This is a genomic window from Streptomyces sp. CA-106110 (assembly GCF_050936285.1).
Taxonomy (GTDB): Bacteria; Actinomycetota; Actinomycetes; order Streptomycetales; family Streptomycetaceae; genus Streptomyces.
The window spans coordinates 2,002,875-2,015,374 of the sequence record NZ_JBNJNB010000001.1; the positions used below are offsets into that span (position 1 = coordinate 2,002,875).

The 12,500-nt window shown below is 70.6% G+C and carries 11 protein-coding genes and 2 pseudogenes; 8 read left to right on the forward strand and 5 right to left on the reverse strand.

Translation table 11 applies throughout. From position 1 onward, the window contains the following. Nucleotides 1-153: 153 nt before the first annotated feature. The gene (locus tag ACQEXA_RS09305) at nucleotides 154-1,161 is read left to right on the forward strand and encodes an IS110 family transposase (RefSeq protein WP_432933167.1); all 1,008 of its coding nucleotides are present in this window, start codon (nucleotides 154-156) and stop codon (nucleotides 1,159-1,161) included. A 427-nt stretch (nucleotides 1,162-1,588) separates the two neighbouring features. Here ACQEXA_RS09305 and ACQEXA_RS09310 read toward each other — a convergent pair whose 3' ends face one another. Beyond that, complete coding sequence (locus ACQEXA_RS09310; RefSeq protein ID WP_432935308.1) at nucleotides 1,589-2,212, reverse strand: TetR/AcrR family transcriptional regulator; 624 nt, start codon at nucleotides 2,210-2,212, stop codon at nucleotides 1,589-1,591. Between the two features lie 94 nt (nucleotides 2,213-2,306). Between ACQEXA_RS09310 and ACQEXA_RS09315 the strand changes: the two genes are divergently transcribed. The 5 genes and pseudogenes from ACQEXA_RS09315 to ACQEXA_RS09335 all read left to right on the forward strand — a co-directional run bounded on the left by ACQEXA_RS09315 (nucleotide 2,307) and on the right by ACQEXA_RS09335 (nucleotide 7,009). Then, the gene (locus ACQEXA_RS09315) at nucleotides 2,307-3,062 is read left to right on the forward strand and encodes an SDR family NAD(P)-dependent oxidoreductase (protein ID WP_433129357.1); all 756 of its coding nucleotides are present in this window, start codon (nucleotides 2,307-2,309) and stop codon (nucleotides 3,060-3,062) included. A 386-nt stretch (nucleotides 3,063-3,448) separates the two neighbouring features. Continuing rightward, entirely contained in the window at nucleotides 3,449-5,020 is a 1,572-nt protein-coding gene (locus tag ACQEXA_RS09320) for a serine/threonine-protein kinase (RefSeq protein ID WP_433129359.1), read from the forward strand. Continuing rightward, nucleotides 5,017-5,715 (forward strand): hypothetical protein, encoded by a 699-nt coding sequence (locus tag ACQEXA_RS09325; protein WP_432935305.1) that lies wholly within the window; start codon nucleotides 5,017-5,019, stop codon nucleotides 5,713-5,715. The genes ACQEXA_RS09320 and ACQEXA_RS09325 overlap by 4 nt, the downstream gene beginning before the upstream one ends. A gap of 506 nt (nucleotides 5,716-6,221) precedes the next feature. Then, nucleotides 6,222-6,479, forward strand: a pseudogene (locus tag ACQEXA_RS09330) (alpha/beta fold hydrolase); the annotation flags it as partial. Between the two features lie 35 nt (nucleotides 6,480-6,514). After that, nucleotides 6,515-7,009 carry a response regulator transcription factor gene (locus ACQEXA_RS09335; protein WP_432935304.1) on the forward strand — a complete coding sequence of 165 codons (495 nt, stop codon included), beginning with the start codon at nucleotides 6,515-6,517 and terminating at the stop codon, nucleotides 7,007-7,009. A 16-nt stretch (nucleotides 7,010-7,025) separates the two neighbouring features. Here ACQEXA_RS09335 and ACQEXA_RS09340 read toward each other — a convergent pair. Next, nucleotides 7,026-7,445, reverse strand: a pseudogene (locus tag ACQEXA_RS09340) (VOC family protein). A 236-nt stretch (nucleotides 7,446-7,681) separates the two neighbouring features. Continuing rightward, nucleotides 7,682-8,026 (reverse strand): hypothetical protein, encoded by a 345-nt coding sequence (locus ACQEXA_RS09345; protein ID WP_432935303.1) that lies wholly within the window; start codon nucleotides 8,024-8,026, stop codon nucleotides 7,682-7,684. A gap of 356 nt (nucleotides 8,027-8,382) precedes the next feature. On the opposite strand from ACQEXA_RS09345, the gene ACQEXA_RS09350 reads away from it, so the two are divergent. Continuing rightward, nucleotides 8,383-9,438, forward strand: a complete 1,056-nt coding sequence (locus ACQEXA_RS09350; RefSeq protein ID WP_432935302.1) for an aromatic acid exporter family protein — start codon at nucleotides 8,383-8,385, stop codon at nucleotides 9,436-9,438. A gap of 113 nt (nucleotides 9,439-9,551) precedes the next feature. Here ACQEXA_RS09350 and glpK read toward each other — a convergent pair whose 3' ends face one another. Next, the gene (gene glpK, locus ACQEXA_RS09355; RefSeq protein WP_433129361.1) at nucleotides 9,552-11,066 is read right to left on the reverse strand and encodes a glycerol kinase GlpK; all 1,515 of its coding nucleotides are present in this window, start codon (nucleotides 11,064-11,066) and stop codon (nucleotides 9,552-9,554) included. Nucleotides 11,067-11,107: 41 nt separating this feature from the next. Then, nucleotides 11,108-11,875 (reverse strand): IclR family transcriptional regulator, encoded by a 768-nt coding sequence (locus ACQEXA_RS09360; protein ID WP_432935300.1) that lies wholly within the window; start codon nucleotides 11,873-11,875, stop codon nucleotides 11,108-11,110. A 146-nt stretch (nucleotides 11,876-12,021) separates the two neighbouring features. Between ACQEXA_RS09360 and ACQEXA_RS09365 the strand changes: the two genes are divergently transcribed. Then, nucleotides 12,022-12,450 carry an ATP-binding protein gene (locus tag ACQEXA_RS09365; protein ID WP_432935299.1) on the forward strand — a complete coding sequence of 143 codons (429 nt, stop codon included), beginning with the start codon at nucleotides 12,022-12,024 and terminating at the stop codon, nucleotides 12,448-12,450. The last annotated feature ends 50 nt before the right edge of the window (nucleotides 12,451-12,500 follow it).

The window sequence follows — 12,500 nt, forward strand, 5'->3', positions numbered from 1 at the left end:
ACGTATCAGCCCAGGCCACAGCACCCACGCATACGGCAGGAGAGCCGGAAAAGGGGCGCCTGATCTGACTCTATGAGGGCCGGGCCCCTTTCCCTGCACAGCCCGGTGGATTCTGGTTCCGGGTCCCATACGTGCTCGGGAAGGAGGCCCTCAATGTCGGTCTACGTCGGCATCGACGTGCACCGCAAGCGCTCACAGATCGCGGTCGTTGATCACGATGGCGCGGTGCAGGTGAATCGGAACGTGCCCAACGGGGTCGAGACGGTGCTCTCGGTGATCGGTGATCTTCCGATCGGAGCCCCGGTGGCCTTCGAGGCCGCCTACGGCTGGGGATGGCTGGTGGAACTGCTGGAGGACTACGGCTTCGAGCCGCACCTGGTGCACCCGCTGCGGTGCAAGGCCATCGCCTCCGCGCGGCTGAAGAACGACAAGGTCGACGCGGCGACCCTTGCCCAACTGCTCCGTGCGGATCTGCTGCCGGAGGCGTGGATCGCCCCGCTGGATGTGCGCCAGCAACGGGCTCTGCTGCGTCACCGCTGCCAGCTAGTGCGTCTGCGCACGCTGCTACGCAACCGTGTCCATGCCGTCCTGGCGGACTACGGCTGCGACCGGCCGGGCGGCTACTTCACCGCTCCGGGACGGGTCTGGCTCGACGGCTTGGACCTGCCGGACGCCTCGCACCGCGTGGTCGACGATCTTCTGGTCCTGATGGACGCGCTCAAAGAGCCGATCGACGCCCTGGACCAGCAGCTAGTCGCGCACGCCCGTGGTGATCCGCGGGTCAAATCCCTCACCCAGCTGCCGGGGGTGGGTACGCTCACCGCCCTGATCATCGTTGCCGAGATCGGTGACATCAGCCGTTTCCCCTCCGCCCGCAAGCTCACCGCGTGGGCGGGGCTCACCCCGACGGTCCGCGGCTCGGACATGACTGTCCGGCACGGCCACATCTCCAAACAAGGTTCGGACTGGCTACGGTGGATCTTGTGTGAAGCCGCCCAGACCGCCAAGCGGTCGCCGGAGTTCGCCGCCTCCTACCAGCGCCTCGCCCGGCGCCGGGGCAAGAAGATCGCCACCACCGCGATCGCCCGCCGCCTGTTGGCCCGCGCCTACCATCTGCTGCGCGCAGTCCAGGCCCCACCCGACCGGCAGAGGACTCGATGACACCAGCCGACGACAACCGCCAGGGGCGGTCGCAGACCCCGGGTGAGCTCGCATTTGCCCATGAGACGGGCTGTCGCCCGTGCTCGATGACCTGACTGAGCAGCCCGGATCCCCCGAACCACGGTCATGGCGCCGGCCCGCACGGCCAGACGCCGAATGGGTGGATGTGAGCTCACTCCGCCAGACCATCAGCACATCGGGGACGTCAACGACCAAACCCCTGAACATTGGTGACGCTTCCTCGCTCCCGGTCCAGGGCCCTGCACGGCAGCCCTGCCAGACGAGCACGAGGAAGACCCGCAAAGGAAAGCACCTCGGCGAACAACAAAAAGCCGCAGGTCGGGGGCACTTCTACGCTTGACAAGCCCGGCCCTCATGGGTGGGCAAATGCCCGGCAGGCGCCCCTTTGCCGTTCCCGCCGGGTCTGTCAGCCCGCCGGCGCCCCGGGCTCCGGTGCGGGAGCGCCGAGGAGCCGGTCGATGCCCAGGTCGAGGGCTGCTTCGAGGTGCGCGAGAGAGCCGGTGGCCATGAGGATCGAGACGCCGCCCTGGATGCCCGCGAGCAGGGCGGCTGCGGCACGGTCGGCGTCGAGGCCGGCTGAGATCTCGCGCCGGTCCTGCATGGCCCGGATTCCGGCGGCGATCTGGGCCTGCCACGAGGCGAGCAGTTCCGTGGTGACGGCCTGCGCGCCGGGCGTGGCCTGGGTCAGCTGGGAGGTCAGCATGCCGAGCGGGCACCGCTGGCCCTGCCGGCGGTAGCGGTCGACGACCGCGTCCCGCCAGTTGCGCCAGGCCCCCCAGGAGGTGAGCTCGCCGAGGTAGGGCTGCTGGTCGGACAGGACGCGGCCGGCCTCGTGCCGGGCCACGGCGAGCAGGAGCTCCTCCTTGCCGCTGGGGAAGTAGTGGAAGAGCTGGCTCTTGCTGGTGGCCGTGCGGGAGCGGATGTCGTCCAGGGTCGTCTCGGTCACGCCGCGCTCGCGGATCTCCTCCGCGGCTCCTTCGATGATGCGTTGCCTGGTGGCCGCGCCCTTGGCGGTCAGTCGTGATGCCATGCCACCATCCTGCCATTTTCTGGACTTGCAGGTCCATTTTCTGGGTGGCAGGTTTGCCGTTCCCAGGCGATTCAGCGCAGAAAGGCACGGCATCATGACTCAGCGACTCACCGGGCGGACGGCCCTGGTCACCGGTTCCACCACGGGCCTCGGCGCCGCCATCGCGGAGGCCCTGGCCGCCGAGGGCGCCTTCGTCGTCGTCAGCGGACGCGACGAGCGTCGCGGAGCTGACGTGGTGGCGCGCATCGAGAAGGACGGCGGTGCGGCGGCCTTCGTCAAGGCGGATCTGTCCTCGGGCGCCGATGTGATCGGGCGCTTCGCCACCGACGCGGTCGCCGCGGCCGGCGGACGGATCGATGTGCTCGTGAACAATGCGGCACTCCTGCTCACGCCCACCCCCACCGCAGAGGTGGCACAGGAGACCATCGACGAGGCGCTGGCCGTGAGCGTGCGGTCGATGTTCCTCCTCACCGGCCTGCTGGCACCGTCCATGGCCGAGCGCGGCCACGGCGCCGTGGTCAATCTGGGGTCCATCAGCGGTATGCGGGGGACGGCGCAGTCGGCGCTCTACAGCATGACCAAGGCGGCTGTGCACTCGCTCACCACGTCGTGGGCCGCGGAGTACGGGCCGCAGGGAGTCCGGGTCAACACCGTCGCGCCCGGCCCCACTCTGACGGAGAAGGTGGCGGCGATGGGGGAGCACCTGACCCCGATCATCGCGCGCATGCCCTCCCGCCGCGCCGGCACCCCGGAGGAGGTGGCCGCCGCCGTGGTGTTCCTCGCGAGCGACGAGGCGTCCCAGGTCCATGGCGCCACCCTCACCGTCGACGGCGGATTCACCGCGGTGTAGTGGGGCAGCGGCGCGGCGGCGCCGGAGACGGGTCCGCTTGAGCGGTACGTCAGTGCCCACTCGGCGATCCCGTCCTCGGCGCGCCGGCCGGTCCGCGGACCGACTTCACCGCGGCTGTCGGGGAGGTGGCCCGCCGGTGGTGTCGGCCCGGTACATCCGGTGCCATGTGGTCCCCGGTCACGCCCGGGCCCACGGGTGGGCCGGTCCGGACGCCTGCAACCGAACCCGCCGAAAACGTGTCTCTGTCCGCGTGGTCCGAAGCTCCTGCGGGCAAGGAGCCTTTGGAAGCCGCGGCAGGGGGGACTGCGATGACGGCGTGGGCGGTACCGGGGTATTCCGAGTCGGTCGAGCTCGGTTCAGGGGCAAGTGGGCGCGTAGTACAGGCCGTGCACGAGCAGACCGGTGTGCCGGTCGCCGTGAAGTACCTCAGCGATTCGCTGCGGACACGCCCGGACTTCGTGCACGGATTCCGCGCCGAGGCGCAACTGCTCGGCGGCCTGGAGAGCCCGTACGTCGCCGGACTCTACGAGTACGTGGAGGCGACGCAGGGCGCCGCCATCGTGATGGAACTGGTGGACAGCGTCTCCTTGCGGACCCTGCTGTCCAGGCAGGGCCCCCTCTCCCCCGAGTCCGCGCTGGTCGTGCTCAAAGGCTCCCTGCTCGGCCTGGCCGACGCGCACCGGGTCGGTGTGGTCCACCGGGACTACAAGCCGGAGAACGTCCTGGTCACGCCGGAGGGTGTGTCCAAGCTCGTCGACTTCGGCATCGCGGTGGACTCCGGCGTCAGGGCAGGCATCGCCGGAACCCCGGCCTATATGGCCCCGGAGCAATGGACGGGCGCACCCGCCTCCCCCGCCGGCGACGTGTACGCGGCCACCGCCACGTTCTTCGAATGCCTGACGGGCCGCAAGCCCTACTCGGGCGACAACCTGGCCGAGTTGGCGCTCCAGCACGTGGAGGCGCCCGTACCCGTGGAGGACGTGCCCGAGGCGGTGCGTTCGCTGGTCTGCCGGGGACTGGCCAAGTCGGCGGCGGGGCGTCCGGCGGACGCGGCGGCGTTCGTCGCCGATCTGGAGGAGACCGCCGTCGTCTCCTACGGGGGCAACTGGGAGGAGCGCGGCCGTGGCGGGCTCGCCTCGCTGGTGGCTCTGCTGCTGTTTCTGCGGCCTTCCGTCCGGGAGACGTCCCACGCGCCCACGGACACAGCCCGCACGGTGCTGGCCTCGGGTCCTCGCGGGGGACGCCTCCACGCCTGGCGGCCCACGTGGGGGGGCATCGCCGTGTCGGCGGTCGCTCTGCTCCTCGCGATCCTTCTGGCGCAGGGCGACGATCCCGGGGTCGGGGTCGCCGGGCAGGCGGCGCAGGCCCTGGCCACCACGAGCGCCACGCCCGCTTCCGGCGCCGACCCGGTCGCTCCCACCGCAGAGACGCAAGCGCCGCCGACCACCACGGCCCCCGCTGCCTCGCCGTCCGGACCGGGCCCCGGCGACACCGGTCCGCCGTCGGCCCCGGTCACCGCCTCCGCCGCACCGCCGGGGGCCACGGCCGGCGCCGGGGGGACGACCGCGCCCCCCACCCCGCCGGGCTCTACCAGCCCGACGGCAGTCACTTCCCCGTCAGCGCCCGCTCCGGCGGCGGTCAAGGAGGTAGCGGTGGCCAACTTCCAGCAGACGGGCCCGGCCACGGCGACCGCGACGATCACGGTCACCACGGACGGCACCGGACCGGTCTCGATCAGCGTCGGCTGGTTCACGGGCAACGCCAGCGGGCAACCGGGCTCCGCGGACGGTGAGCCCACCTCCTCTCAGCGAAGCGGCGCGACGCAGTACACGCTCACCATCGACCACACCTTCCAGGGAACCGGCTGCTACTGGACGGTGCAGGCCACGACCAACCCGGCCCCCGGCAGTGGCGCCGCCTCGCAGCAACTCCTGACCCGGCAGTGTGAGATCCGATGACTGCGCCCGACGACCGCCTGCCCGCGCCGGACTCGACGACAAGGCACCTGCCCAAGGCGCAGTACCCGTCTACGCAGGACGCACCTGGGGACAGCGACGAATACAGCGCCACCGTGCTGTCCAGCCACTGGATCCAACGGCCGCACGGCGACGCCACCGTGGTGGACGTCCCGGCGGTCGCGGCGTCGCCCGACCGCGTCGACGGCACCGTTCTGCGCTTCGGCCCCGGAGTCACGGCCGCTCTCGCGCACCGCATGCACGCCACACTTCCCCAGGCGGCGGCGCCGACGGCGCGTCCACGCGGCCGCCTCCGCCGACACGCGCTGCCTGCGCTCGTGCTGATCGCCGTCGTCGTGTTCCTGCTCTGGCAGGAGCACTTCTCGGCGCCCGTCGCCGTACGCGAGGTCACCGTGACGGCCGCGCAGCAGACCGTGGGATGCGACGGGACCGCGGATCTCGTCGGAGTCCTCCGGACGAACAGCCGGAAGGGCACGCTCTCCTACCGCTGGGTGCGCAACGACGGCACAGCCTCGGCCGTACTGCACGCGGCCGTCGCCCGCGGCCACGACCAGGCACGGGTCCACCTGCTGTGGACCTTCCAAGGCCGGGGCCACTACGCGGCCACGGCGGAACTCCGTGTGCTGTCCCCCACGCGCCGCACCGCAAGCGTCCAGTTCACGTACGACTGCCACTGAGCGGTTCGCCCAACACGGCAACCCCGCCTCGCACATGACAGGACGGGTTTACGTCCGGAGTGCCGCCCGCGTGGGGCCGAGGGCGGGGAGTAGCCGGCGGACGGCTCAGTACAAGCACAGCGCCCTCCGGCACAGCTGCCCGGAGGCCACCTCACCGAGCCCACGCCCAGGGTCCGTTGACGCAAGCCGGACCGGTCCTCGGGGCCGTTGCCGGGCTACTTCCTCTCCGGTGGTGCCCCGCGCTGTTCCCACACCGCACATCTGCGCGACTGTGCTCCTCCCCGCCCGGGTCCGTTGCGATTCTGAGGACCGGAGTCACCGTAGAGAGGGGCAATCACCGTGTCTGCTGCCACCGACCTCGAACGCATCGAGCGGGCCAACGCCTCGGGTCGTCCACCCGTCGTCTTCGTCCATGGACTGTGGCTGCTGCCGAGCAGCTGGGACCGGTGGGCCACCGTGTTCGAGGAGGCCGGCTATACCGCGGCTGGCCCGACGACCCGGAGACCGTGGAGGAGGCCAACGCGCACCCCGAGGTCTTCGCCGGCAAGAGCGTCGGAGAAGTCGCCGACCACTTCGCCGACCTCATCGGCAAGCTGGAGCGCAAGCCGGCCGTGATCGGCCACTCCTTCGGCGGTCTGATCACCCAGATCCTCGCCGGCCGCGGCATGTCCGCGGCGTCGGTCGCGATCGCCCCGGCCCCCTTCCAGGGCGTGCTCCCGCTGCCGATCTCCTCACTGAGCGCGGCGCGTGCGGTGCTCGGCAACCCGGTCAACTTCAACCGTCCACCGGAACCTGCCTGGTGCGGACCAACCTGGCCTTCGCCCATGCACTCCTGGCGGACGACGAGGAGGCAGAGGAGCGGTTCCGGGCGGCCTACGATCCGGATCTGTCCCAGAATCCCATCACGCGGGCCCGGCTGCTGTTCGCCCACGGCGCGTGGTTGCGGCGCAAGCGCCGGGTGATGGAGTCCCGTACGCCTTTGCGGATGGCCAAGGACTCCTTCGCGTCCCTGGGGGCCGAGCCCTGGTACGAGCGCGCGTGCCAGGAGCTCCGTTCCGCCGGCGAGGGAAGTGCCCCGAGCAGTCCCTCGAGTTGGGACCTGCTCACCCCGCAGGAACTGCAGATCGCGCAACTGGCCGCGTCCGGGCTCTCGAACAGGGAGATAGGGCGGCAGCTCTACCTCTCGCCGCGCACCATCGGAGCCCACCTGTACCGCATCTATCCGAAGCTGGGCATCACCTCCCGGGGCCAACTGCGGGAGAAGCTCACCCTGCCCGGGCCGGTGGCGACGTAGAGCGGCCGGTCCGCGGTCAGCGGCTCGATAGCCGTGTGGTGACCTCCTGCAGCACCCAGCCGTTGCCGTCGTGGTCGCTGAAGGAGACGAAGGAGGCGTAGCTGCCTCGTTCAGGGGTCCGGACCGGTCACCCGCCCGTCGGTCCCGGCACGGTGAAACACCCCGCCCTCGTCATGGAACACCTCGCTGACGCCGCGGTCGCTGAGCTCGGCTCGGGCCCGTTCGATGTCCGTCACGACGAGGTCCAGGCCCTGGACGGAGCCTGGCGCTGCCGCGCCGACACCGGTGCCGGAGATGATCGAGCAGGGGGAACGGGCGGGGTCAGCTGGACCACACGGAGGTCCTCACTGAGGGCGAAGTCGGCGTCCAGCCGCCATCCCAGGCCCTCGTAGAAGCTCTTGGTCCTGTCGACGTCGGCGACCGGCGCGACGACCACTCCGGCCTCATGTCCACGACCGCGTGCTCCTGTTGCGTTTCCGGCGGCGTCTGCACCTGCCCCCGAGGGCGGATGCACATCCATGGTCCGGCCTCAACCCGCCACTCGCATCGCGTAGGGGCCGGGAGGGCGGGCATCAACTCGCCGGGAGCGCCTGCGTGGTGAGCCGGTGTCAGGAGGTCTGCTCGTGGCAACCGGCCGCCGCGTCGGCACGGATGGAGTGGTCGATCAGTGGATCAGGAGCGGTGGCCGTCGGCCACGTGGGCCACGTAGGTGTCGATGCTGCGGTGCCAGTCGTTCACGCCGTACTGGTGACCGTCGCTGCCCGAGGGGACGAAGTGCTCCAGCTGGTCCACGACCCAGGGGTCGACCATCGCCAGCTGGTCCGCGATCCAGGGGTCTGTGGGGCGTTGGGCGTCGACGGTCGCGACCGTCGGGTGCTCGACGACAGTGACGCGGGCGGGGGTGTGCCCGGCTGTCTGAGGGGTGGCTGCGAACGCGGAGCCGCCGGTGGCGAAGAGAGCGCTCCCGACGACAACCGAGACGCCCGCGGTCGTGAGACGCCGCACCAGCTTGTTCATGGTCTTTCCTCCTTGCACAGCCCATCGTTCGGTGAGTGCGAACGGTGGTGTTCGCCGTTCTGTTCCGGCATCAGCCAAATTACGAGCTCAGCTTTAGTTGAACAATGAACTAACACCGTGAAGCGCATCACATGACAATCGGGAGCAACCGCCGAAATGGCGACCGAGGGCCATGCCCCAACACTTCCACCCATCCAGGTCGTGACGGACGTCACGTCATAAACGCGGCAAAAGACGCCACTATCGATGTCGTGCAAGTTTCAACCATTCGTCGGGGTAGGCGGCCCACCGCCACGGTGCCGACGAGCGCGGGCCGGCGCCTCGGGGACCGGCTTCGCGGGAGGCGGCCCGGCCAAGTGGTGCACGGCCTCAAGACCCTGATCGCCGTGCTGCTCGCCTGGGGCGTCGTCGCACCCTGGGCCCCGGGCGGGCGCCCTTACCTGGCCGTCGCCACCGCGCTGCTCCTGGTCAACGCCTCCACCGTGTACCAATCCGTGACGAAGGCGGTCCAGAGCGTGGTCGCCAGGGTCGCCGGGCTGATCCTCGCCCTTGCGACCGCCCGGCTGCTCGGAGCCACCGCGGCCGCTGTCGCCGTCATCGTCGTCATCGCCGTACTGGCGGGCCCCCGCCGCACCTCCGACGACCGGCTGCAGATCGCCTCCACCGCGGTGATCGCGCTGGCCGCCACGGCGGCCGATCCCGTGGGCAGTCTGCTTTCGCCTGCGCTCCAGACACTCGCCGGCGCCGCCGTCGGCCTCGCCGTGAACGCGCTCGTCCTGCCGCCGCTGTACCTGGACGAGTCCGATTCCGCGGTCCGCGACCTCGCGCACGCGATGGGGGCGCTGCTGCACGACATGGGAACCGGCCTGGCCCGGCGGCAGCTCACCACCAAGGCCCACACGTGGCTGCACCGGGCGCGCAGCCTGGACAAGCGCCTCAGCCACGCGGAGGAACGGGTGCGGCAGGCCGACGAGAGCCTGCGCTGGAACACACGCTGCGCCGCCCAGTCCCGCCGCCGGGATGCGACCCACAGCGAGGCCTTCAGCGCCTTGCGCGGAGTGTCGCTCCAGGTGCGCGGCATCGCACGCACTCTGGCCGACAACGCGCACGACCACCACGCCGGCCACCACCTGGGGCACCAGTTCCTCGACCGGTACGCCGAAACCCTGCAACTGGCGGGAAAGGCTGTCCAGGGGTTCGTCGCACCGGCCGCGGCGCCGGGCTCACCCGAGACGGCACCCAGGGAGCGGCTGCGGGGAGCGATCGACGGGGCGCTGGCCTGGCACGACACCATGACCGATCTGATCGGCCGGGGCACCCTGACCAAGCCGGGCGCATGGCACGTCTACGGGTCACTGATGACCGACGTGGAGAGGCTGCTGGCCGACCTGGACCGGGCGGACCCGCGCTGAACCGCCCACTCCGGGCAACACGGCGGGCAGCATCGAAGTCCACCGCCCGGCAAGCGGCTCCAACGCCGGCCCGCCTCGAGTGACGCACGCCGGCGTCCTGGACGCGCCGGACATCATGATCGCTTCGAAGGCCTGACCCACCCCAGGGACCGCTCGACGGCCCGCTTCCAGGATTCGTACTCCCACTCCCGCCGCTCGGGGTCCATGTCCGGTATCCACTGCGCGGCCCGGTGCCAGTTGCCGCGCAGGACCTCGAGGTCCGGCCAGTACCCGGCCGCGAGGCCGGCGGCGTAGCCCGCGCCGAGCGAGACCGTCTCGGCGACCAGGGGCCGCACCACGGGGACGTCGAGCACATCGGCGAGGAACTGCATGAGCAGGTTGTCGGACGTCATGCCCCCGTCCACCTTGAGCTCCTTCAGCGCGAGCGCGGAGTCGGCGTTCATGGCGTCGACGACCTCGCGTGTCTGCCAGCCGGTGGCCTCGAGAACGGCCCGGGCGAGGTGGCCCTTGGTGATGTACGAGGTGAGCCCGACGATGACGCCGCGTGCGTCGCTGCGCCAGTGGGGTGCGAACAGACCGGAGAACGCGGGCACGACGTAGCAGCCGCCGTTGTCCTCCACGGTGCGCGCCAGGGTCTCGATCTCGGGCGCGCTGCTGATCAGGCCAAGGCGGTCACGGAACCACTGGACCAGTGCGCCGGTGACGGCGATCGGGCCTTCCAGGGCGTACACGGTGGGCTGGTTCGCGATCTTGTACGCGACGGTGGTGAGCAGCCCGTGCCGGGACCGTACGAGATCGGTGCCGGTGTTCATCACCAGGAAGCTGCCGGTCCCGTAGGTGCACTTCGCCTCGCCGGGCGAGAAGCAGGTCTGTCCGAACAGCGCGGCCTGCTGATCGCCGAGGGCCGCGGTGATGCCGACGCCCGGAAGCACCGAACGGGCCTCGCCGTAGGTCTCCAGCGAGGGCCGGATCTCCGGGAGCATCACACGTGGGATCCCGAAGAACTCCATCAGCTCCTCGTCCCACTCCAGGGTGCGGATGTTCATGAGCATGGTGCGGCTCGCGTTGGTGGCGTCGGTGATGTGCAGACCCCCTTCCGGACCGCCCGTCAGGTTCCAGATCAGCCAGCTCTCCACGGTGCCGAACAGCACCTCCCCGTCATGGGCACGCTGCTCCAGCCCTTCCACGTGGTCGAACAGCCAGCGGATGCGGGGCGCGGAGAAGTAGGTCGAAGGCGGAAGGCAGCAGCGTTCGAGGAAGAAGTCGTCCCCCGGCTCGTGTCTCAGCTCCTCGATGAGCTGGGCCGTGCGGATGTCCTGCCAGACGACGGCCTTGCCGAGCGGGACGCCGGTCCGCCGGTCCCAGAGCACGGCCGTCTCGCGCTGGTTGGCGATGCCGATGGCGGCGATCTGCCCGACGTCAACGCCGACGTTGGACACCGTCTCCGGCACGATGCGCTCCAGATTGCGCCAGATCTCCAGGGCATCGTGCTCGACCCAGCCGGGCCGGGGGAAGTACTGCTGATGCTCTCGCTGGACCACCGACACAAGTCGGCCGCGATGGTCGAACAGGATGCATCGCGTGGAGGTGGTCCCCTGGTCGATGGACATCACATACCGTTCAACCATGATCGGGTCTGCCTTCCGATGCGTCGCGGCGGCGCCGGGACCTACCAGCGAGCCGCGCCCAGGTCTCTGGAGATCGCCCGCGCCGCCTCCCGCAGCAAGGTGATCAGGGGCGGTTGCGGCCGGCCCTGGCTGTCGCAGATCCGCTCGACCGGGCCGGACACGCCGAGCGCGCCCACCACGAGACCGCCGTGCCCGCGGATCGGCGCGGCGACTCCGGCCTCACCCATGGTCATTTCCTGCACCTCGGCGGCCCAGCCCAGCTCCCGGATCTCCGCGAGCGCCCGGTTGAGCTCCTCCGGGAGCACAACGGTCTGCCGGGTGTAGGCCTCCAGTCCGGCCTCCAGCAGCGGCTCGACGGGCTCGGCCCCGAAGGCGAGCAGGACCTTGCCCAGCGAGGAGGCGTGCAGCGGCAGCAGCGTGCCCACGTCCAGGGTCTGGAGGGTGTCGTCCGGCCGGAAGACGTGGTGCACCACGAGCACCCGGCCCTCGAGCGGCGTCCCCAGCCGTACGGCCTCCCCGCTCCGGGCGGCCAGGGCGTCGGCCCAGTTGATGGAGCGCGACCGCAGCTCGTTGACGTCCAGATAGCTGGTGCCCAGATGCAGCAGTGCGGCTCCCAGCTGGTATTTCCCCGTCGTCGCGTCCTGCTCCACGAAGTCCACGTGCTGCAGGGTGCGCAGAATGCCGTGCGCGGTGCCCTTGGCCAGACCCAGGGACGACGCCACCTCGCCGAGGCCCAGCCGACGCGGACCGCCGGCGAGCAGACGAAGGATCGCCGCCGCCCTCTCTATGGACTGGACCGGGCCGGCCATAAAGCGATCATAATGCGGATCGGGCTCCGCTTCAGGACGGCATTCGGTAATGCCGACCCATGTTCATTGACCCGGCCCGTTTCCCTCCTTAGCGTGCCATAGCGCCCGGCATCCGACCGGCTTCGCGGCCCGGAAGAGGAGGGCACATGACAGTAGCGCAGCTCAATGCAGCGCCTGGCGAGGGAGTGGAGTACGTCCTTCCGCTCCCGCATGCCTCCAAGGCCGTCTCGGCCGTGCGCCACCGTGCGGACGCGATCCTCACCCACTGGAACCTGTCCGCGGACGCGGCCGAAAACGCGCTCCTGGTGATCCAGGAGCTGCTCACCAATGCGGTCGTCCACGCCCTGCCACCCGCCACGCTGCGGCTGTCCAGGGTCCTGGTGGACGGGCACAGGGCCATCCGGGTCGAAGTCACCGACATGGGGCCCGCGGCCTCCGCCGGACCGCCGGTTTCGACGATCGATCCCGACGAGCACGGCCGGGGCCTGTACATCGTCACCGCGCTGTCGGCGCGGTGCGGCGTGGCGGTGCACTCCGGGAGCACCAGCCGATGGGCGGAGGTGCTCGTGGGGTGACAGCGCCATGCAAAGGGTGACGCAGGCCTGCGCACCGCCGCCGGCCCAGC

What these genes read in the sequence shown, in the direction of transcription:
- ACQEXA_RS09305 (WP_432933167.1), top strand. Translation starts at nt 154, where the DNA reads ATGTCGGTCTACGTCGGCATCGACGTGCACCGCAAGCGCTCACAGATC.
- ACQEXA_RS09310 (WP_432935308.1), bottom strand. Translation starts at nt 2,212, where the DNA reads ATGGCATCACGACTGACCGCCAAGGGCGCGGCCACCAGGCAACGCATC.
- ACQEXA_RS09315 (WP_433129357.1), top strand. Translation starts at nt 2,307, where the DNA reads ATGACTCAGCGACTCACCGGGCGGACGGCCCTGGTCACCGGTTCCACC.
- ACQEXA_RS09325 (WP_432935305.1), top strand. Translation starts at nt 5,017, where the DNA reads ATGACTGCGCCCGACGACCGCCTGCCCGCGCCGGACTCGACGACAAGG.
- ACQEXA_RS09345 (WP_432935303.1), bottom strand. Translation starts at nt 8,026, where the DNA reads ATGAACAAGCTGGTGCGGCGTCTCACGACCGCGGGCGTCTCGGTTGTC.
- glpK (WP_433129361.1), bottom strand. Translation starts at nt 11,066, where the DNA reads ATGGTTGAACGGTATGTGATGTCCATCGACCAGGGGACCACCTCCACG.
- ACQEXA_RS09360 (WP_432935300.1), bottom strand. Translation starts at nt 11,875, where the DNA reads ATGGCCGGCCCGGTCCAGTCCATAGAGAGGGCGGCGGCGATCCTTCGT.
- ACQEXA_RS09365 (WP_432935299.1), top strand. Translation starts at nt 12,022, where the DNA reads ATGACAGTAGCGCAGCTCAATGCAGCGCCTGGCGAGGGAGTGGAGTAC.